We start from the raw sequence: 19,831 nt of genomic DNA, 5'->3' as shown, positions 1-19,831 counted from the left end.
TATGTACTGTTTTCCTGATAGTTTTTGTTATTTTCAATTTATTGTTTTTAAAAAAAATAAAGATTTCAAAAAGCCAACTACCAATTATGTTGGTAATTGCAGCTCCGTTTTTATTGGAAATGTTGTTTTTTGGGACTAATGATTCGTATGTATTGGGATTCAAATCATTGGAGAAAAGTCTTTCATTACTTTTTTTTCCAATATTTATAATTGGAAGTTATCAGCGAATTCAATTTCTTAAAATTTTGAAAGCCTATTGTATTGGTACAACACTTATTATGGCATTCTTTTTTGTGCGTTTTATAGTATTGTATCCCGAGCATTTTTTTAAATACCTCAATGGCATTCATCTTTGGGAAATGGGTTATGTGTTTTCTGACAGTATTGGTATTCATGCACCGGCGCTCAATATGCACTTGGCTTTTGTAGCTTTTTCTAATCTTTATTTTTTGCTTGAAACTTCAAAAGCACATTATAATAAATGGTATAAAATAGGAGATTTAGTGCTTTTTATCAGCTCTTTCTTTTTTGTTTTATACGTGAATACCAGAATGGCATTATTAGCTACTTTATTTGGTTTTATGACAGTTGGTTATTTCCAAATTTCCAAAAGTTATAGTTCTAAAGTTATCTTCAAACGAGCGATAATTACACTGGTTTTGATTGGTTCCGTTTTATTTTTGTTTCTACAAAAGAATCCTTATATGAAAGAGAAGTATTCGTCTCAAATTTTTTCGAATATGGACAAAGTAGGCAGATTAGATGAAATAGATCATCCCGAAATAGCTGTGTATAGTTCTTTTGTAACCCGATTATCCATCTGGAAATCAGCATGGGAATTATCCCTTAAAAACCTTCCTTTTGGAGTGGGAGCATCGGATGGGAAGATAGAATTAGTAAAGTATTTTAAAGAAACGAATCAAATATTTCTGGCAAAATATGAGTTTCCAACGCACAATCAATTTTTAGATTATTTATTGAAATTTGGAATATTGGGACCAATTATAGCCTTATTTTATATTGGATTTATTGCTTATTTAGGAATTAAGACAAAAAATGCAGTTATAATTTCTTTCTTTTTTTTGTTTTTCACTTCAAACCTTACAGATGATTTCCTTCTTCGTTTTGATGGAATTGTTTTCAGTGGATTATGGATTTCTATATTTGCGAGTTATTGGCTTCAACAAAAAAGCAAGCGGGTTGCTGCATAATATTTTTAGAATGACACAAAAAAAAACCGCTTATTTAGCGGTCTTAATTACATCTTTTTTAAATTCTAAATTCGGGTAAATTTCTCCAACTTCTGAAAATTGTTGTAGCGTTTCGATTGGTACATTTTTTACAACATAATCTTTCCCGGCAGGTAGTGTTTTGATATAATCATCTGTTGCGGCTATAGAATTAGTTCTCCAACGAGCCCCTTCTTTTATTAAATACCATTGACCATTGGTTCCCAAAACAATTTTACCTTCGTAACGGTCAAAGTCAGTAACTTCAACTTTTATTTCATCAGACGCTTTAGGCGCAACCTCTTGAATGGCATCTTGTTGTGTTGTTTCCTCTTTCTTGTTTCCACAAGACAATGAAAATAAAGCAACTAGAGTCGCAATCATAAACGTTTTTTTCATTTGAATTTATTTTAAATAATAGAAATTAAAATTTTCGTAAATATCGTTATTTTTTCTAATCAAAGAAATTTAATAGAAGTTATATATAGTAAGAATACTTTTTAAAATAGGTGTTCATGAGATAATTTAGATCGATACTTTGTAATCATTAAATTTGTGATACATTTGATTTTTAATACTAAATGCGCAAGGAATAACGAATGATTATTATTCTTTTACATCATAAAAATGGCAAAAAAAAAGATAGTTCATATATTACATTCTATAGGTGGAGTCGATGTTTATTTGAGACTTGTTTTAGAAAATATGAATACTGATTCGTTTGAAAACATTGTTATTCATGGAACTAAAGACACGGAAAAACCTTTTTTTGATAAAAGCGGGAATAAAGTAAAAGAATATAAAGTTTCTATTTTTAGGGATATTTCAATACTGAATGATATTAAGTCAATATTTCAGACCTATAAAATTCTAAAAAAGGAAAAGCCAAATCTAATACACTCACACAGCGCTAAAGGTGGAATTCTAGGCCGAATTACAGGAAGATTATTAGGAATAAAAGTAATTTATACACCACACGCTTTCTCCTATTTAAGTACGCAAAATAGTCTAAAAAAAAGCCTTTTTTTGAATATTGAAAAGTTTCTTGCTAATGGAAATAGTCTTCTTTTAGCCACATCAGCGTCCGAAAAAAAACGAGCTATAGAAGCCGTTGGTTATAAACCAAAAAATGCGATAGTATTCAACAATTGTATTGAACCAATAACTAAAATACAACCCTTAACCATTATTAAAACGTGGCCTGAAGATTATATTTGTACTGTTGGACGTCCATCGTATCAAAAAAATATTGAGCAAATGATACGGGTGTTGCATGAAGTTAAGAAAGAAGCTAAAATTCATTTAATCATAATGGGAGTTGGTCCAGTATCAGGTCAGTTAGAATCCGTTAAAAATTTGATTCAGGAGTTAGACATGACCAATGACGTAACGCTTTTAAATTGGACAGAAAGAACCGATGTCTTTAATATAATCAATCAATCTAAGTTTTACATTTCAACTTCCAGATATGAAGGAATGCCCTATTCTATTATTGAAAGTTTAGCATTATCTAAAGCTTGCGTAGTTACTAATTGTGATGGAAATAAAGACTTGATTATTGATAATTATAATGGTTTTGTTGTTGAAAATGAGGATGTAAAGGGTTTCAAAACTAAAATTTTAAAGTTATTAATCGATAAAGAATTATTGGATAAATTATCAAAAAATGCTTTTAATTCGTATTCCGAAAACTATAATATTAAAAAAAATATTTATGAACTGGAATCTATTTATTTAGAATAATATTGAAAAAAAAAGTTAATGTATAAAGAGTTCATCAAACAAAAGATTAATAAAGAAAAATTTCATCCCGGAATTATTGGGTTTTTCATTAATTATAATTTTCTGATTCGAAAATCAATTCGAAGCACCATAAAAAATAATGCTCATAAACTTAATGGTTCTCTATTGGATTTTGGTTGTGGAACTAAGCCCTATAAAAAACTATTTGTTAATGTGAAGGAATATATTGGTGTAGATTATAAGATTGAAGGAAGGGAACAAAATTATAATGAAGTAGATAAATTTTATGATGGCAAAAAAATTCCATTTGAAAATGAAAGATTTGATTCTCTTTTGTGCACCGAGGTTTTAGAACATGTTTTTAATATTGATGAATTATTAAAGGAATTTAATAGAGTATTAAAGAAAAATGGCACGGCTTTAATAACGACTCCTTTTATGTGGGAAGAACACGAAATGCCATATGATTTTGCAAGATATACAACACCAGCTTTAAAACATTTGTATCAAAAAAATGGCTTTAAGGTGGTTGATAACTTTAAAACAGGAAATTATATAGAAGTTATTTTTCAGTTCAATTTAAATTACATAAAGAATATACTCCCTGATAATAAAAACGTAAGACAAGTTTTTCTAATTCCTTTTATTGTCTTTTTTAATTTTTTTGGGGTTCTGTTCAGTTTATTATTGCCAATTGATACAACAGCTTATTTTAACAATGTGTTTGTTTTAGAAAAAATTGAATAATTTGAATTGCTTCATCAACGATTGAAGATAAACGGTTATGAAAAAAAAGATTTTGCTTATATTTCTTTCACAATCCTAATGATAAGTTTATTTTTGACAGAAACCTCTTTGTGAAGTCAAAGAGAGTTGTATGATAGAAGTAATTATTTGCTTTTAATAAATTACTTCTATGGTATCCAAACTATAAAATCAATATGAAAAGAATACTTATCACCGGAGCTGCTGGATTTTTAGGATCACATCTTTGTGACCGTTTTATTAAAGAAGGCTATTTTGTTATTGGAATGGATAATCTCATTACGGGAGATTTAAAAAATATAGAACATTTGTTCAAACTAGAGAATTTTGAATTTTATCATCATGATATCACCAAATTTGTTCACGTTCCGGGTCAACTAGATTATATTCTGCATTTTGCTTCGCCTGCAAGTCCAATAGATTATTTAAAAATTCCAATACAAACCTTAAAAGTGGGTTCTCTTGGAACACATAATCTTTTAGGATTGGCACGTGTTAAAAAGGCGAGAATACTTATTGCATCTACTTCTGAAGTGTACGGAGATCCATTGGTTCATCCGCAAACGGAAGAATATTACGGAAATGTAAACACGATTGGACCAAGAGGCGTTTATGACGAAGCAAAACGTTTTCAGGAATCCATAACTATGGCGTACCATACTTTTCATGGAGTTGAAACTCGAATAGTAAGAATTTTTAATACTTATGGTCCAAGAATGCGTCTTAATGATGGCCGAGTAATTCCCGCTTTTATAGGTCAGGCTATTCGTGGAGAAGACTTAACTATTTTTGGGGACGGAATGCAAACCCGTTCGTTTTGTTATGTGGACGACCAAGTCGAAGGTATTTTCAGATTACTGCATTCAGATTATGTTTATCCGGTAAATATTGGTAATCCGGATGAAATTACCATCAAGGATTTTGCAGATGAAATTATAAAATTGACAGGAACTAATCAGAAAGTGGTTTACTTTCCTTTGCCAATAAATGATCCATTACAACGTCAACCTGATATTACAAAGGCAAAAGAATTGCTTGGATGGGAAGCCAAAATAGGTCGTGCTGAAGGAATGAAAATCACTTACGACTACTTTAAATCATTGTCCAAAGATGAACTTTCTAAAGAAGAACATAAAGATTTTTCGGGCTATATAAAATAGAGAAATTTATTTTGAGGCAATTACTGCCTCTCTATTTTGTTTCCGTATCGCATGATTATACCTAAGATTATTTCAATTCAATAGTAACAGGAATTTTTTTAAAAGAACCCATGAAAAAAATAGTAATGGGTTATATTCGTTAATTATGGCGGCATCACAAGTAGGAAGATATTCAAAATACATTAGACCTATTAGTATTTCAATTGACCTAATAGTTATTTCAGTGTTAAGCTTGTTTTTCTTCAAAGAACTCGATTTAAACATTGTACATTATCTTATTTATCAAACAATAGGATGGATTACTGCTGCTTTTTTCATACGATTTTATGAAATATATCGTTTCACAACACCTATTGAAATTATTTCGAAAATAATCAAGCAAAAAGTTTTATTTCTTTTGATAATCATTGCTTTTTTTCCATTTTCAAAACAAGCTGTTTTTAGTGGAACGATGATTGCCTTGTTTATATCATCAGTTATATTGTTGATTACTATTTCTAAATTTTTATTGTTTTATTATTTAAAAGAATACAGAATAATGACAGGAAGTAATTACAGAAGTACCGTTATTATTGGATATACACCTGAATCAATCCAATTAAAAAATCTTTTTGAAAAAAGAAATGATTATGGATATCGTTTTTTAGGTTACTTTTCAGACAAAAAATCAAATCAAAATATTGAAGGAAAATTAGCAGATTTAAAACCTTTTGTAATTGAAAATTGTGTAGATGAAATTTACTGCTCATTAAATGAAATTTCCAATGAATATTTGAAAGATTTGGTCGATTTTGCTGATGAAAACAATAAAACAATAAAATTTATACCAGATACAAAAGAGATTTTTTCAAAAAACTTAAAAATAGACTATTACGAATTTTTCCCAGTACTTTCTTTAAAGAAAACGATATTGCATGAGCCTGCCAATAAGGTGTTTAAAAGAGGTTTCGATATTGTTTTCTCCATTATAATTTTTATTTTTATTTTATCTTGGTTAATCCCATTATTAGCTGTTTTAATAAAATTAGAATCTAGTGGACCGGTTTTTTTTAAACAAGGAAGACCTGGTATTGATGAAAACGAGTTTTTTTGTTATAAACTTCGTTCTATGAAAATCAATAAAAAAACTGAAACAGAAGCCTCAAAAAATGACCCGAGAGTTACTAGAATAGGCAAGTTTATGAGAAAGACAAGTATAGATGAAATGCCACAATTTATAAATGTATTACTTGGCGATATGTCAGTTGTGGGTCCGCGGCCACATCTTTGGGCACAAAATAAAACCTATGGAAATAAAGTTAAAAAATATATGGTACGCCACTACGTTAAACCCGGAATTACCGGATTAGCTCAAGTTAAAGGTTTTCGTGGCGAAATTGAAACAGAAGATGATATGATTAACAGAATAAAATTTGATGTTTTTTACATCGAAAATTGGTCTCTTATCCTAGATTTAAAAATAATTTTCCAAACTATAGTTAATATTTTCAAGGGCGAAGAAAAAGCATATTAAAATGGAAACACCATTAGTCTCAATTATAACTCCGTCTTTTAATTCTGAAAAATTCATTTCTGAAACAATTCAGTCTGTTCAGAATCAAACCTACAAAAATTGGGAAATGATTATTGTGGATGATTGTTCTTCAGATGAAACGGTTTCTATTGTTACAAAAATGGCACTTCAGGACAATAGAATCAAATTTTTTCAATCCGAAAAAAATTCGGGAACCGGTATTGCCCGGAACGCGGCTTTGGCTAAAACCAAAGGAAGGTATATTTCTTTTTTGGATGCAGATGATTTGTGGAAACCACAAAAGCTGGAGAAACAAATCGATTTTCTTAAAACCAATAATTTACCGTTTACTTTCTCCTTTTATGATTGCATTGATGAAGAAGGAAAGCCATTGAACAAAAGAGTGGAAGCGCCTGGAAATCTTTCCTACAGACAACTGTTTTTTTGTAATTATGTTGGGAATCTCACTGGTATTTATGATGTGAATTATTTTGATAAAATCACCATTTCTTCTATTAGGAAGCGCCAAGATTGGATGTTATGGCTTACGATTTTAAAAAAAATAAAAACGGCACAGCCTATTCCAGAAAGCCTAGCTTTTTATAGGATTAGAGAGCATTCACTTTCAGCTTCTAAATTGGACTTATTGAAGCATAATTTTACGGTTTACAGGACTTTTCATGGATTTAATATAGTTGTTGCGTCCTTTTGTATGATTGGGTTTTTATTCACGCAATTAATCATAAAACCGGGTTATATTAAGAAACTTAAATTCTAACATTGAAATTTTTTAATCCCTAATTTTTAAACCATATAAGGAACATAAGTTCATGTAAGTTTAACTATCAATTAATTTTGACTTGATACTTATATTTCCTTAGATACCTTATATGGTGTAAGTCTATGTGTCAAATCATCGATTTAAACTGTTTTAATTTTCCTCGTTTGCTTCTTTTCAATGCTTTTTTTCTAATAAAACTAAATTTCAAATTTGGTTCCAGATACAAGGCAATTGCGGTCTCTATTTTTTGAATTTGTTTCGAATTTAATTCATTTTCACTCACATATTTAATTTCAAATGTATTAATTTTTGTTTGCTTGATTATGAATTCTTTTACATTACCGTCGTCTTCAATGATACTTTTTGTTACGTAGTAAAACGTTAATCCAGGTGATTTTTTCCCGCTTGGCAAAAGAGCAATATCATTCGTTCTTCCAATTAATTTCTTTAGAACGGGCTTTTTCAAGGTGCTTTTTTCGTCGAGAATCCCAATATCGCCAATATCATAGCGTATAAACGGATGCGCTTTATTGAATAAGGAAGTAATCACAATTCGGCCTGAAGTACCGTTTGGAACCGCTTGATTATTTTCGTCCAAAATCTCTACAAATAGTGTTTCTGAATTCACTTGCCATTCGTCTTGAGGATTTTGAAAAGCGATTAAATCTAGTTCTGAGGCGCCGTATTCATTAACAATCGGAATTCCAAATTGTTGCTCCAAAAGAATTTTATCATCTTCAAAAAGCATTTCGGAAGTCACCATACATACTTTTAAAGTAGGACAGATTTCCTTTAGAATGATGTTTTTTTTCTTTAAATATTTGGCAAACAGAACAATTGAACTGGTATAACCATTGATGTAATCAAATTTTTTGGTTCGAAAATGTTTCAAAAATCCTTCCAAAACGTAATCCGATAAATCAAAAATGGAAAACCGAAAACGATGGCTCAAAAAATCTTTGAAACGCTCTTTTTTGTTGCCAATAAAATCCATTGGAATTCCATAAAAACGCGCTTGATACGAACTGTTAAAATCAATTCTGTACCAATCAAAACGATAAATATTGGAAGCCCAAGTTATGGCATGACTGTATTTATCTTTGGCAAAAATAAATGGATCACCACTGGAACCAGATGTTTTATTAACGTAACTGTTTTTTGGAGAATACCCGTTCGAAAGTCTTTCCAGCAATGGTTTTTGTAAGTTTCTTTTATTTAAAACGGGTAAATCGTGCCAGTTGGTAGCATTTGAACCAACTAACTCCTGATAAAATGGATTATTCTGTAAATGAAAATTAACGATTTCTACTTTTTTATTTTCAAGGAAAGTTTCGTGTTCTTTTTCGGATAAAGACACAATTTTTCGCAATTCGGCTTTGGCTTCCTTCATCGGGAAACCATTTAGTTGCAGTGATAAGTCGAAAAGTCGAAACATTTTAAGGGTATATTTCATCAAAAATAATATTTACCAACAACTAATGACCAAGAACCAACAACTTTTTGAAAATTAATTATTTTTTAAGTTCAAAAGCAATTATTTTTGCACCACAACTAAATAAAACAACATCATGACTATTTTACTATTGGGTTCAGGCGGAAGAGAGCATGCTTTTGCATGGAAAATGATTCAAAGTCCGCTTTGCGACACACTTTTTGTAGCACCAGGAAATGCTGGGACAGCAACAATAGCTAACAATATTGATATAAGTCCAACTGATTTTGACGCTATCAAAGCTTTTGTTCTTCAAGAAAAAGTAGAAATGGTTGTTGTAGGACCAGAAGATCCATTAGTAAAAGGCATCTACGATTTCTTTTTAAATGATGCCGAGTTAAAACACATTCCGGTTATTGGACCATCAAAAATTGGTGCTCAATTAGAAGGAAGTAAAGAATTTGCCAAAGAATTTTTGATAAAACATAATATCCCAACTGCTGCTTACGATAGTTTTACTGCCGAAACAGTTGAAAAAGGATGTGAATTTTTGGAGACACTGCAACCGCCTTATGTTTTAAAAGCAGACGGATTAGCAGCTGGAAAAGGTGTTTTGATTATTCACGATTTGGCGGAAGCCAAAGAAGAATTAAGAAACATGTTAGTACACCAAAAATTTGGTGACGCCAGTTCTAAAGTCGTGATTGAGGAATTCCTTGACGGAATAGAATTAAGCTGCTTTGTTCTTACTGACGGAAAAAATTATAAAATCCTGCCAACTGCCAAAGATTACAAACGCATTGGCGAAGGCGACACGGGATTAAATACAGGCGGAATGGGAGCAGTTTCTCCAGTTCCTTATGTTGACGCTGTTTTGATGGAGAAAATTGAAACACGAATTGTAAAACCAACCATTGACGGTTTCCAGAAAGACGGAATTCCATACAAAGGATTTGTTTTTATTGGATTGATTAATGTGAATAACGAACCAATCGTAATTGAATACAATGTGAGAATGGGCGATCCGGAAACGGAAGTGGTTATTCCAAGATTGAAAACTGATTTAGTGGAATTATTTTTGGCTGTGGCCAATGAAAAGCTAGATGAGATTACACTGGAAATTGACGAAAGAAGCGCCACTACAATTATGGTAGTTTCTGGTGGTTATCCTGAAGATTTCGAAAAAGGAAAAGTGATTTCAGGATTAGAGAACATTCAAGACTCTATTGTTTTTCACGCAGGAACAAAATTAGAAAATGGAAATGTTGTTTCGAATGGCGGAAGGGTTTTAACGGTAACTTCTTATGGAAATGATTTTGAAGAGGCCATAAAAAAATCTTACCAAAATATAGATAAACTAAATTTTGATAAGATGTATTTTAGAAAAGATATTGGAAACGATTTAAAATAGTTTCCAATTATCTATCGTTCACTTTTTTTTAAATCTTATTTTAAGAAAGAGTGAGCGGTAGTATCTTGATTTTCTGTTCCTTCGTCTTCAAAAATTTTCAATTGTTTGATCCAATATACCATTGCAGCTGCACAAATAATCATGAAAATCCAGTTGATTGTATTAGCAACAAACCAAGATTTTAGTTCTAATGTGCGTAAAAAGTCTAGAGGAGCAAATAAAATATTTACAAATAAGTATTCTATTCCTTCGAAAAATGATTTCATAATGTATAAAATTAATTTTATTAATTGTTTTAGGTAACTCTGTATATTAAAAAGTTCTTATTTTATGAAGAATCTTTTTGAACTTGCAGGGTTTCCTTTTTAAACAAGTATTATATTTACAAACACAAAAGTATAAAATATCCTTATGATAACAAGTGTTTTTAAAAAATCTACACCATTAAATTTTTCATTGGTTGTAATTTTGATGCTGGTTTTCTTTTTAATGTACCAATTTCAAGATTTGTCTTGGACTAATTCGTTGTTTTTAATTTTAAAAAAAGTAACACTCTTCTGCATTTTATTGGCTTCAGTTTTTATAACAAATTTTATTGTCAAAAAAAACGGACTCAGTAAAGACAGTGCATACACCATTTTTTTCTATTTTTTATTGTTGCTTTTTTTTCCTTCGGTATTAGACAACACGAACCTAATTGTTTCCAATTTTTTTATATTATTAGCCCTTCGTCGATTAATTTCGCTGCAGTCTCTTAAAGCTTCCAAAGAAAAAATATTTGATGCATCATTGTGGATTTTTTTAGCCTCATTATTTCATTTTTGGAGCATTATTTTTATTGTATTGGTTTTTATATCAATAATTTTCCACGTTTCAAGAGATTACAGAAACTGGTTCTTGCCTTTTATTGCCTTTTTTACTGCGGTAATTATTTTCTTGTTATATGCTGCAGTATTCAATGTTAATATAATAGAATACATAATGAGGAGTGTAACAGTCAATTTCCGGATTGATTATTTTACCAATAATTACCAAAATGCGGCTTTTTCGATCTATGCTACCATCGCATTATTTTTTATTGTTTCTATGTTTGCCACATTGTCTAACAGACCACAAATTTTACATGTTTCTTTCAAAAAAATAATAGCTTCATTCTTTATTGGAATAGTAATTTTCTTGATTTCCTCAAATAAAAGTAATGATTTATTGCTATTTACCTTTGCGCCATTAGCAATCATGGCAACAAGTCATATTGAAATTGTGCAGCTAAAATTGAAACAGGAATTAGTATTGTTTGTTTTTATTCTATGTAGTTTGTTTGCCTTTTTCTCCCAATTATAATTTCTCCCCAAAAGCTAAATCTCCCGCATCTCCAAGCCCTGGAACGATGTAACTGTGTTCATTTAGTTTTTCGTCTAATGAAGCGATCCAAAGATGACAAGTATCCGGTAAATAGTTTTTAAGATAGGCAATTCCTTCCGGTGCTGCAATTACAACTGCTATGTGAATTTCTTTTGGAGTTCCTCTTTCCATTAGTTTATTAAAAACAGCGACGATAGATTGTCCAGTGGCAAGCATGGGATCAATCAATAGTACATTTTTGCCATTTATATCAGCAATAGCTTGGTATTGCACTACAATATCAAAGTAATCATCATTGTTTGGATGGTGTCTGAAAGCCGAAATAAAACCGTTTTCTGCATTGTCAAAATAGTTCAAAAAACCCAAATGTAAAGGCAATCCTGCACGTAAAATGGAGCATAGAACCAATTTATCTTCAATTTCGGTAGTTTTCTTGATGCCAAGTGGCGTTTGAATATCGGTGCTTTTATAATGCAGTTCTTTACTCAATTCATAAGCCATTATTTCACCAATACGTTCAATATTTCTTCGAAAACGCATGCTGTCGTTATGAACATTCACATTTCTAATTTGTCCTAAAAAATGGTTCAGAACACTATTGTTTTCAGATAAAATATGGATTTGCATGGTTTTAATTTTGGAATTAAACTTCTAAAGTTTTTTTAAACTATAAAAGTATAAAAAAGTATCTTTGCGTTTTAATATATAAAGATATGTTTTCAAAATTAGCTTATTCAGTTTTCGAACAAAGTATTAAAGATTATCATCAATTTGATAATGTAGATCAGCCTATAAATAATCCGTTTCCAAAGGATAAATTCGAACATTTATTGTATCATAAAAACTGGATTGACACGGTGCAATGGCATTTTGAAGATATTATCAGGGATCCAAATATTGACCCGGTTGCAGCTTTGACTTTGAAAAGAAGAATCGATGCTTCTAATCAAGAGCGCACGGACATGGTGGAATATATTGACAGTTATTTTCTTCAAAAATACAGTCATGTTGTAGTAAAAGAGAATGCAAAAATCAACTCAGAAAGTCCAGCTTGGGCTTTTGACAGATTGTCGATTCTAGCTCTTAAAATTTATCACATGAATGAAGAAGCTACTCGTGCAGCAGCTTCCCAAGATCACAGAGATAAATGTCAGGCGAAATTGAATATTTTATTAGAGCAAAGAACTGATTTGTCAACCGCAATTGATGACTTAATAAAAGACATTGAAAATGGAGATAAATTCATGAAAGTGTACAAGCAGATGAAAATGTACAATGATGATGATTTGAATCCTGTTTTGTACCAAAACAAGAAGTAATTCTCGTTTTAATTTGTCCCAAAAAATCAAACATATAACCGTCATGAGGCTTTCCGCAATGGGAGATGTCGCCATGACGGTTCCTGTTTTACGCGCTTTTGTAAACCAGCATCCAGAAGTTAAAATTACGGTCGTTTCCAGACCATTTTTCAAACCTTTTTTTGATTCCATTCCCAACGTTTCTTTTTTTGCTTTCGATGAAAAAGAACGACACAAAGGGTTTCTTGGATTGTTGCGTTTGTTCCAAGATTTAAAAAAACGAAATGTTGATGCTTTCGCCGATTTACATAATGTTTTGCGCTCTAAAATCGTCAGAAACTTTTTTGCTTTAAGCGGAAAAAAAGTAGCTTCAGTTGATAAAGGAAGATCCGAAAAAAAAGCATTGACCCAACCCGAAAATAAAATTTTCAAGCAACTGCCAACGATGTTCGAAAGACATGTAGAAGTGTTCAGTCAACTCGGTTTTTCCATTGATTTATCAAATCCTGTATTTCCTAAAAAAGTAGTTTTAGACAAAGAAACTTCAATTATTCTTGGAGAAAACAACAAAAAATTAATTGGAATTGCTCCTTTTGCACAATATAATTCTAAAGTGTATCCGTTGGATTTGATGCAGGAAGTGATTGATAAATTAGCTTTGGATACAACTAATACCATTTTGCTTTTTGGCGGTGGAAAAAAGGAAATTGAAATCTTGGATTCGCTTGCGGCTAACAAAGAAAATGTCATTACTATGGCAGGGCAACTCAAATTTAAGCAGGAATTACAGCTCATCAGTAATCTTGATGTGATGCTTTCCATGGATTCCGGGAATGCGCATATTGCGGCCATGCTTGGTGTAAAAGTGATTACGCTTTGGGGCGCAACGCATCCTTATGCAGGATTTTCGCCTTTTAATCAACCTTTAGAAAATGCTTTGGTTTCCGATAGAAATTTGTTTCCAAAATTACCCACTTCGGTTTATGGAAATAAAAAAGTGCAAGGATATGAAGATGCCATGCGAACGATTGCTGTTGAGAAAGTTGTTTCTAGTGTTCAGTCGCAGTTTATGGTTTAGTAGACAAGTAATGTAGACTATCCATAAATTTATTTTTTGAATTTTTAACGTTTTGTGGCTACCAATCTGTTGCGGCTTTTAGAACGCTTTATTTTCCATTAGCACAAAACCAGCAATTGTTGGTTTTGTGCTGTTGCAGTTTTTCTGATTTATATCTATTCCAACTTTGTGAATTCTATATTTCTTGCCCTTGCCTGGCTTATTTTCATGCCAATTGTCTTCTTCTTTTTATTTTTTATAAAATACAGATTGCCACCGTAATCAGAAATAGTAAATGCATCTTTATAAGTTGGATTTAATTGGAATTCGTTATTTGGTTTTAATTTCAGCATGAGCTTCCCGTCTTTCTGAGAAATGATAATGGCGGAATTGGTTTCCTCAGAAGAATATTTCCCTGTATAATGATCAAGGTATTCCTTGTTGACGAGAGGAGTTTCAACTTTAGAGTAAGAAACGGTATCAGTCTTTGTGATAGCGTTTAGTGATCTTTTTTGGTTATTTATTTCAATCAATGCCTGCCCATTTTTAAACGTACTTTCAGATTGTGGCATTAATGCAGTATTGTTAAAGAACAGATTTTTATCCTTTACTTCCATTTTAGATCCCGCCCCGGTTCTGTCATTTTTATACCAACCCGCATACGAATTCAAAAGCGTTTCGGTAACACGTTCCGCTGTTTCTTTCTTATCGGTTTCAGGGGGCTCTATTCCTGAAATAAAAATATTCCTTATAGTGTTGTTCAGTTGGGTTTTCGAACCATCAAACTGAGAGGTATTGCTTAGAAAAGCAATTGAAAGATTAATGTCAGGAAATATTTCTAACATGGCTCTATAACCTGCGGTGGAACCGTCATGCATAATTTGGTTGCGCCCCTTAAATTTCCTGATTTTCAAACCTGCGCCATAGTCATTCATTTTGCCATTATTGAATGCTTCTGTTTTGGTCTGTTTCGAGAGCAGCGAAGGCATTCCCAATTTACCCGACTGATAAAAGTCATTCCATTTCAATAAATCTTCAGTGGTCGTAAGCAAACCGCCGTTGCCATAGGCATCTTCATTAGGCATAAATGTTTGATAGCCATTTTGTGTTAGGTTGTATGCAATAGCCCTGTCTTTCACAATTCTGTTATGGTCATCCCGCCATTCTGTATTTGTCATTCCCGCTGGAATAAATATATGTTGCTTCGTAAACTCCGCCAAACTCTGCCTGCTGACCCGCTCTACTATAATCGAAAAAAGATTATAGTTTGAATTGCTGTAAATATATTCTGCTCCGGGCATATTGTTCAATGTTTTTTGGGCAATAATAATGTTCAGTGCGTCATCATTCGTATAGTTTTTTGTAGACCTGCCCCATCCCGTAAGCCCGGCAATCTCTCCCCAATCTTTCAAGCCACTGGTATGGTGCATCATTTGTTCGAGCTTGATTATATTTCCGTAAACAGGAAGTTCAGGAATATATTTTCTGACATCATCATTTAAGGATAGTTTGCCTTGCTGCTCCAATAATAAGATTGCTGCTGCCGTAAACTGCTTGGAAACGGAACCGGCTTCAATTTTAGATGTCAGGTTTAAGGGAACATTATGTTCAAGGTTAGCGTTCCCGTAAGCTTTTGAGAAAATGATTTTGTCCTTTCTTTTTATAGACAATTGTGAGCCCGGATTTTCTGGTAAATAAATCCCCATTGCTTTGTCAATAAGAGCAATAGTATCTTGCAATGTTTGTGATACACAACCTGTGGATAACAATAAAAATAAATAAAGTAATGTGCTGTTTTTCATAAGAGTGCTTTATTTTGTTGATGTTTTAAAATTGCTGCCAACTTGTATATAAGTGTGATAAAATCACACAAAGCCACCCAAAATCAAACATATATGAGTGGCTCCCCTAAATGGTGTAGATTATGATTGTAATAGTATTCAGCTAATATAGTAAAAATCAAAACCTCCCTAAAATAAAAAAACTTCCCTTTTCAGAGAAGTTTCCGGTATCATTTAGACTTTTTAAACATCGTCATAATCTACATAAATGCTTTCTGATGTGGGATGCGCTTGACAGGTTAAGATCAATCCATCGGCAATTTCTTTATCGGTAAGAATGGAGTTTTTAGTCATTTCGGCAGTCCCTGATGTAACACGAGCCAGACAAAGTGTGAATGAAACTAAAATCAAAACGGTTGCTACATATTTCATACGATTAAGTTTTAGGTAATAATAACCTAATTTAAGTGCTGTTTGAAAAATGTTTCCAACTTGTCAAATGGAATAATATCCACTTTATCATACAAATCCACGTGAACAGCGTTAGGGATAATCAATAACTCCTTTGGTTCGGAAGCCATTTTATAAATGTCTTCGCTGAAATAACGTGAATGTGCATTTTCTCCAGCAATTAACAGGATTGGTCTTGGAGAGATTTCTTTTAGATAAGTTAAAATTGGCATATTCATAAACGATAATGGATTGGTAACCAACCAAGCCCCGTTTGAATTAACCGAGTTGGGATGAAAACCCCGGGGAGTGCGATAGTAATTGAAATAATCCACTACAAATTGAGGTTCGTCCCCTTTTAATTTTTTAGGTAAATTACGTGGACCAGCTGCTGGCTTTCCGTTTTCTGCATCTTTCCAGCGTTGTTGGCTCAATCGATCCAGTGTTTCCGTACGTTGCTCCAGCGTCATAGAATCGTTATACCCTTTTGACATAACCCTCGTCATATCATACATACTTGTGGTGGCCACAGCCTTAACACGTTTGTCAACAGCTGTGGCATTCAATGCCATACCGCCAAATCCACAAATACCAATAATGCCAATTTTGTTTCTGTCAATAACTGATTGAAGTCCAAGGTAATCCACCGCTGCACTAAAATCTTCGGTATTAATATCTGGAGAGGCAACATTACGAGGTTCGCCACCACTTTCACCTGTGTAAGATGGATCGAATGCCAATGCGGCAAATCCACGCTCTGCCATTGTTTGCGCATAAAGACCTGAAGATTGCTCCTTTACTGCACCAAACGGACCACTAATAGCAAGTGCTGCTAATGTTTCGCTTTCACGATTTTTAGGAAGATACAAATCGCCCGTTAAGGTAATTCCATAACGGTTTTTAAAAGTAACTTTTTGACGGCTAACCTTATCGCTTAATTGAAAAGTATACTGCTGAACTTGTTCTGTATTATTCATTTTTTTAAAATTTTTATTTGATGATTTTTTTTGCGTTGTCTGTGCTGTAAGCTGTCCAAAAAATAATACAATCACAGCGATTATTAAGAGTTTCTTCATTTTATTTGAATCTTATTATTGTTTATATTGCTGTTTAAATCAATTGATTTAATGATTTTAGCCGGAATTCCGCCAACGATTACATTATCTGGAACATCTTTAGAAACTACTGCTCCAGCTGCGATTATCGAATTTTCACCAACAGTCACACCCGGTAAAATGATGGCTCCGGCTCCAATCCAGACTTTTCGTTTTATGGTAATAGGTTTTGTAATTAAAGCTCTTCTATCGTTGGGATCTATCGGATGATTTTCTGTAATAAGATTTACTTTCGGACCAATTAATACTTCATCTTCTATCGTAATTCCTCCCATATCCAAAAAAGAACAAGCATGATTAATGAAAATGTTTTTTCCGATGCTGGTAAACTTTCCGAAATTGGTATAAAATGGCGGAAAGATGGTTGTGCTTTCATCTATTTTTGTTCCAATAATCTCACTTAAAAATTTACGAGCATCATCAATGTTATCAGAAGTATTTAATTGTTGAGAAAGTTTTATAGTTCTTGTAACAATTTCTGTTATTTTATGATATTCAGAATCATTTAATCGAATTGGTTCTCCTGTTTTTAATCTTTCTAATATATCTGTTTCTAATATATCTGTTTCTAAATTTTTCATACTGTATTTAGCTAAATTGTATGAAGCAAATTTAAAAACAAAGCCTCACAACAGTGTTGTTGTAAGGCTCAAACAATCTTTCTTAGAAGCTCAAATATTTATGAAGAAATAGGTCTTGCTTCGATGATTAGAAAATATCCGATACGATCTTTTATCAACCATTTTCCATTTTGAAACAAATAACTGTCGTCATATTTTACACTGTAATCAGTCAAAACATCTTTTCCTTCAACCTCTCTAATCATTTTTATTTGAGAAAAAGAAACGCCAGTAGCCGTATCGCCATCTATTTTTACCGTGTGTTGTCCGTTTAATGTAAAATAGGTTTTTACTAGAGAAGCGTGACCGTTGAAATCTCTTTCCATATTTTCTCTTCCGGAAACATTGGCTACCAAAGCACCGCCCATATACACTTTATAAGTAACATCTGGTGTGAATAAATCCATCACCTCAGCGATTTTTTTGTCATCGCTTAAATAAGCATAATCATCAATTAAGTTTCTAAGTTCTTCTTTTGTTTTTAAAATTTCTAGTGTCATAATTTTGTTGTTTAAATTAATGTTGAAAAATATTTTTGTTATTATTACTCAACAAAACTATAGTATATTTGATAACAATTTATTAGTCGTTACCTAAAGGTTAGTAACTACATTTTCTTAATATTTCTTTTGCAACTAAAAATTAAAGGCAGGCAAAAAGAAGAATTTGAAATCTTCTATTTGCCTGCCATTTCATCGCCAAAAAATAAAATAAATTTACAATTAATTTATTATCAAGTACTTATTCCGTAAATTATGGAACGAGAATTATCTTTCCCACTGTATTTTTGGTCTGTATAATCTCGTGTGCTTTTGCCATATCTGCCAAAGGAAACAAGTGTGAAATATGTGTTTTAATTTCACCCGTAGACAAAAGTTGAGAAATATTTTCAATGTCTTTTAGATAGTTTTCGTTTGGCGTAACATTTACTCGCTGAACGGTCACGTTTTTCTTTGCTTTTGCCTTATCTATAAATTGCTGATCAGGGTAAACGACAATGCTGGACAAAATTCCTCCGTGTTTAAGTGTTTTTAATGAACGAGCCAAATGGGTATCTTCTGTACTGCTTACATCTCCTTCTACCCAAACTGCGTCGTGCACGATATCGGCATCATTTATAAATTCTTCCACTGCTTGTGTTTTATAATCAAAGAATTCATCCGCTCTCAGACCCAAAACAAAATCTTTGTTATCACCAGAGGCGACACCGATAACATAGGCACCGAAATGCTTCGCAATCTGCACGGCATAATGTCCGACACCACCAGATGCACCGTAGATAATAACCTTGTCTCCTTTTTTTACTTTGGCAAACTTCACTAATGATGCCCACGCCGTCAAAGCAGCCATTGTTGCGCCTGCGGCTTGTTCAAAGCTTACATTGGCCGGTTTTATTACCATTTCTTCTTCTGGAGCAGCTACAAATTCAGCGTACGCATTTGCTTGACCAATAAAGTTAAAATTTCCAAAAAACTCATCACCCAGCTTGAATTTTTTTGCCCGTTTACCTGTCTCGATTACCACACCGGCAACATCCCATCCAAGAATAATATTTTCTTCATCACCTTTTCGGGTATAAATCATATCCAATGCAGCTTGGTTTCTGCGTGCAAACGCATCTACTGGATTAATGCTTATTGCTTTTACTTGAACTAAGACTTCGTTGTCTTTAATTGTTGGAACAGGAACTTCTGCTAAAATTAAGTTTTCAGGACCTCCTACTTCTTTTAAAATTATTGCTTTCATTGTTTTTGTATTTAAAATGATTTGTCAAAGGTAGAACCAGTTTGAAATTTTTGCTTTGTTCAAAATGTCAAAATTGCTTTGCTAAGATTGTCAAAAATATAAAGGATTCTAGATTTTGATAATGACATTTTAAACAATGCATTATTGACATTTAAAACAAAACAGCAAGTTGGTTTCTGTGCTAATTTTGTGGGTGGAAGTAAACAACTAAATATTTTTAATTGATGATGATTAATCAATTAGAATTAAATAACCCGTTGGGTGTAATTATTTGAAGTAAAATAAACGGATTAGATATTGGTCAAGATACTGAATTTCAGTATCTTGATGTCGCCAAACAAACCAATATCTATGTCAAATATAGTGAA

19 protein-coding genes and 1 pseudogene are annotated in these 19,831 nt (G+C 32.4%); 10 read left to right on the top strand and 10 right to left on the bottom strand.

Annotation, left to right across the window (positions count from 1 at the left end; translation table 11 throughout):
• Window positions 1–86 precede the first annotated feature (86 nt).
• On the top strand, window positions 87–1,211 hold the full coding sequence (locus ACM55F_RS05855; protein ID WP_416852824.1) for an O-antigen ligase family protein: 1,125 nt from the start codon (window positions 87–89) through the stop codon (window positions 1,209–1,211).
• A gap of 30 nt (window positions 1,212–1,241) precedes the next feature.
• Here the strand turns inward: ACM55F_RS05855 and ACM55F_RS05850 are convergent, their stop codons facing one another.
• On the bottom strand, window positions 1,242–1,628 hold the full coding sequence (locus ACM55F_RS05850; RefSeq protein ID WP_416852823.1) for a hypothetical protein: 387 nt from the start codon (window positions 1,626–1,628) through the stop codon (window positions 1,242–1,244).
• A gap of 228 nt (window positions 1,629–1,856) precedes the next feature.
• On the opposite strand from ACM55F_RS05850, the gene ACM55F_RS05845 reads away from it, so the two are divergent.
• The 5 genes from ACM55F_RS05845 (at window position 1,857) to ACM55F_RS05825 (ending at window position 7,188) form a co-directional block, all read left to right on the top strand.
• Complete coding sequence (locus ACM55F_RS05845; protein WP_416852822.1) at window positions 1,857–2,972, top strand: glycosyltransferase; 1,116 nt, start codon at window positions 1,857–1,859, stop codon at window positions 2,970–2,972.
• Between the two features lie 18 nt (window positions 2,973–2,990).
• Window positions 2,991–3,719: a class I SAM-dependent methyltransferase gene (locus ACM55F_RS05840; protein ID WP_416852821.1), complete on the top strand. Its 729-nt coding sequence runs from the start codon at window positions 2,991–2,993 to the stop codon at window positions 3,717–3,719.
• Between the two features lie 194 nt (window positions 3,720–3,913).
• On the top strand, window positions 3,914–4,897 hold the full coding sequence (locus tag ACM55F_RS05835) for a UDP-glucuronic acid decarboxylase family protein (RefSeq protein WP_416852820.1): 984 nt from the start codon (window positions 3,914–3,916) through the stop codon (window positions 4,895–4,897).
• A 145-nt stretch (window positions 4,898–5,042) separates the two neighbouring features.
• The gene (locus ACM55F_RS05830) at window positions 5,043–6,410 is read left to right on the top strand and encodes an undecaprenyl-phosphate glucose phosphotransferase (RefSeq protein ID WP_416852818.1); all 1,368 of its coding nucleotides are present in this window, start codon (window positions 5,043–5,045) and stop codon (window positions 6,408–6,410) included.
• Window position 6,411: 1 nt separating this feature from the next.
• Window positions 6,412–7,188 (top strand): glycosyltransferase family 2 protein, encoded by a 777-nt coding sequence (locus ACM55F_RS05825; protein ID WP_416852817.1) that lies wholly within the window; start codon window positions 6,412–6,414, stop codon window positions 7,186–7,188.
• A 130-nt stretch (window positions 7,189–7,318) separates the two neighbouring features.
• Here the strand turns inward: ACM55F_RS05825 and ACM55F_RS05820 are convergent, their stop codons facing one another.
• Entirely contained in the window at window positions 7,319–8,626 is a 1,308-nt protein-coding gene (locus tag ACM55F_RS05820; protein ID WP_416853181.1) for a phenylacetate--CoA ligase family protein, read from the bottom strand.
• A 133-nt stretch (window positions 8,627–8,759) separates the two neighbouring features.
• On the opposite strand from ACM55F_RS05820, the gene purD reads away from it, so the two are divergent.
• The gene (gene purD / locus ACM55F_RS05815; protein WP_416852816.1) at window positions 8,760–10,034 is read left to right on the top strand and encodes a phosphoribosylamine--glycine ligase; all 1,275 of its coding nucleotides are present in this window, start codon (window positions 8,760–8,762) and stop codon (window positions 10,032–10,034) included.
• 35 nt (window positions 10,035–10,069) lie between these two features.
• On the opposite strand, the gene ACM55F_RS05810 is transcribed toward purD, so the two are convergent.
• A complete protein-coding gene (locus ACM55F_RS05810; RefSeq protein ID WP_416852815.1) occupies window positions 10,070–10,300 on the bottom strand; it encodes a DUF6341 family protein in 231 nt (76 codons plus the stop codon).
• Window positions 10,301–10,445: 145 nt separating this feature from the next.
• Here ACM55F_RS05810 and ACM55F_RS05805 point away from each other — a divergent pair, with 145 nt between their 5' ends.
• The gene (locus ACM55F_RS05805; RefSeq protein WP_416852814.1) at window positions 10,446–11,375 is read left to right on the top strand and encodes a DUF6427 family protein; all 930 of its coding nucleotides are present in this window, start codon (window positions 10,446–10,448) and stop codon (window positions 11,373–11,375) included.
• Here the strand turns inward: ACM55F_RS05805 and upp are convergent.
• Window positions 11,370–12,023, bottom strand: coding sequence for a uracil phosphoribosyltransferase (gene upp, locus ACM55F_RS05800; protein WP_416852813.1), 654 nt, complete (start codon window positions 12,021–12,023; stop codon window positions 11,370–11,372). The genes ACM55F_RS05805 and upp overlap by 6 nt on opposite strands.
• Before the next feature lie 86 nt (window positions 12,024–12,109).
• Here upp and ACM55F_RS05795 point away from each other — a divergent pair, with 86 nt between their 5' ends.
• Both ACM55F_RS05795 and ACM55F_RS05790 read left to right on the top strand, forming a co-directional pair.
• A complete protein-coding gene (locus ACM55F_RS05795) occupies window positions 12,110–12,715 on the top strand; it encodes a DUF4254 domain-containing protein (RefSeq protein ID WP_416852812.1) in 606 nt (201 codons plus the stop codon).
• 43 nt (window positions 12,716–12,758) lie between these two features.
• The gene (locus tag ACM55F_RS05790; protein ID WP_416852811.1) at window positions 12,759–13,772 is read left to right on the top strand and encodes a glycosyltransferase family 9 protein; all 1,014 of its coding nucleotides are present in this window, start codon (window positions 12,759–12,761) and stop codon (window positions 13,770–13,772) included.
• 155 nt (window positions 13,773–13,927) lie between these two features.
• Here ACM55F_RS05790 and ACM55F_RS05785 read toward each other — a convergent pair whose 3' ends face one another.
• From ACM55F_RS05785 to ACM55F_RS05760, 6 genes and pseudogenes are all read right to left on the bottom strand, one after another.
• Complete coding sequence (locus ACM55F_RS05785) at window positions 13,928–15,553, bottom strand: serine hydrolase domain-containing protein (RefSeq protein ID WP_416852810.1); 1,626 nt, start codon at window positions 15,551–15,553, stop codon at window positions 13,928–13,930.
• A 222-nt stretch (window positions 15,554–15,775) separates the two neighbouring features.
• Window positions 15,776–15,919 (bottom strand): annotated as a pseudogene (locus ACM55F_RS05780) (2Fe-2S iron-sulfur cluster-binding family protein); the annotation flags it as partial.
• A 71-nt stretch (window positions 15,920–15,990) separates the two neighbouring features.
• Window positions 15,991–17,058 (bottom strand): alpha/beta hydrolase, encoded by a 1,068-nt coding sequence (locus tag ACM55F_RS05775; protein ID WP_416852809.1) that lies wholly within the window; start codon window positions 17,056–17,058, stop codon window positions 15,991–15,993.
• Window positions 17,055–17,678, bottom strand: a complete 624-nt coding sequence (locus tag ACM55F_RS05770) for a sugar O-acetyltransferase (protein WP_416852808.1) — start codon at window positions 17,676–17,678, stop codon at window positions 17,055–17,057. The genes ACM55F_RS05775 and ACM55F_RS05770 overlap by 4 nt, the downstream gene beginning before the upstream one ends.
• A gap of 98 nt (window positions 17,679–17,776) precedes the next feature.
• Window positions 17,777–18,217, bottom strand: a complete 441-nt coding sequence (locus tag ACM55F_RS05765) for a nuclear transport factor 2 family protein (protein ID WP_416852806.1) — start codon at window positions 18,215–18,217, stop codon at window positions 17,777–17,779.
• Between the two features lie 253 nt (window positions 18,218–18,470).
• Window positions 18,471–19,463, bottom strand: coding sequence for an NADP-dependent oxidoreductase (locus ACM55F_RS05760; RefSeq protein WP_416852805.1), 993 nt, complete (start codon window positions 19,461–19,463; stop codon window positions 18,471–18,473).
• Window positions 19,464–19,831: the final 368 nt, after the last annotated feature.

This window comes from Flavobacterium melibiosi, assembly GCF_048158545.1.
In the GTDB taxonomy this organism is placed as follows: Bacteria; Bacteroidota; Bacteroidia; order Flavobacteriales; family Flavobacteriaceae; genus Flavobacterium; species Flavobacterium melibiosi.
Note: the sequence above shows the minus strand (reverse complement) of the source record. Positions and strands in the feature narration are given on the sequence as shown.

Excerpts from the sequence above, each read along its gene's own strand:
- ACM55F_RS05855 (WP_416852824.1), top strand. The coding sequence starts at position 87 with ATGTTGGTAATTGCAGCTCCGTTTTTATTGGAAATGTTGTTTTTTGGG.
- ACM55F_RS05850 (WP_416852823.1), bottom strand. The coding sequence starts at position 1,628 with ATGAAAAAAACGTTTATGATTGCGACTCTAGTTGCTTTATTTTCATTG.
- ACM55F_RS05845 (WP_416852822.1), top strand. The coding sequence starts at position 1,857 with ATGGCAAAAAAAAAGATAGTTCATATATTACATTCTATAGGTGGAGTC.
- ACM55F_RS05840 (WP_416852821.1), top strand. The coding sequence starts at position 2,991 with ATGTATAAAGAGTTCATCAAACAAAAGATTAATAAAGAAAAATTTCAT.
- ACM55F_RS05835 (WP_416852820.1), top strand. The coding sequence starts at position 3,914 with ATGAAAAGAATACTTATCACCGGAGCTGCTGGATTTTTAGGATCACAT.
- ACM55F_RS05830 (WP_416852818.1), top strand. The coding sequence starts at position 5,043 with ATGGCGGCATCACAAGTAGGAAGATATTCAAAATACATTAGACCTATT.
- ACM55F_RS05825 (WP_416852817.1), top strand. The coding sequence starts at position 6,412 with ATGGAAACACCATTAGTCTCAATTATAACTCCGTCTTTTAATTCTGAA.
- ACM55F_RS05820 (WP_416853181.1), bottom strand. The coding sequence starts at position 8,626 with ATGTTTCGACTTTTCGACTTATCACTGCAACTAAATGGTTTCCCGATG.
- purD (WP_416852816.1), top strand. The coding sequence starts at position 8,760 with ATGACTATTTTACTATTGGGTTCAGGCGGAAGAGAGCATGCTTTTGCA.
- ACM55F_RS05810 (WP_416852815.1), bottom strand. The coding sequence starts at position 10,300 with ATGAAATCATTTTTCGAAGGAATAGAATACTTATTTGTAAATATTTTA.
- ACM55F_RS05805 (WP_416852814.1), top strand. The coding sequence starts at position 10,446 with ATGATAACAAGTGTTTTTAAAAAATCTACACCATTAAATTTTTCATTG.
- upp (WP_416852813.1), bottom strand. The coding sequence starts at position 12,023 with ATGCAAATCCATATTTTATCTGAAAACAATAGTGTTCTGAACCATTTT.
- ACM55F_RS05795 (WP_416852812.1), top strand. The coding sequence starts at position 12,110 with ATGTTTTCAAAATTAGCTTATTCAGTTTTCGAACAAAGTATTAAAGAT.
- ACM55F_RS05790 (WP_416852811.1), top strand. The coding sequence starts at position 12,759 with ATGAGGCTTTCCGCAATGGGAGATGTCGCCATGACGGTTCCTGTTTTA.
- ACM55F_RS05785 (WP_416852810.1), bottom strand. The coding sequence starts at position 15,553 with ATGAAAAACAGCACATTACTTTATTTATTTTTATTGTTATCCACAGGT.
- ACM55F_RS05775 (WP_416852809.1), bottom strand. The coding sequence starts at position 17,058 with ATGAAGAAACTCTTAATAATCGCTGTGATTGTATTATTTTTTGGACAG.
- ACM55F_RS05770 (WP_416852808.1), bottom strand. The coding sequence starts at position 17,678 with ATGAAAAATTTAGAAACAGATATATTAGAAACAGATATATTAGAAAGA.
- ACM55F_RS05765 (WP_416852806.1), bottom strand. The coding sequence starts at position 18,217 with ATGACACTAGAAATTTTAAAAACAAAAGAAGAACTTAGAAACTTAATT.
- ACM55F_RS05760 (WP_416852805.1), bottom strand. The coding sequence starts at position 19,463 with ATGAAAGCAATAATTTTAAAAGAAGTAGGAGGTCCTGAAAACTTAATT.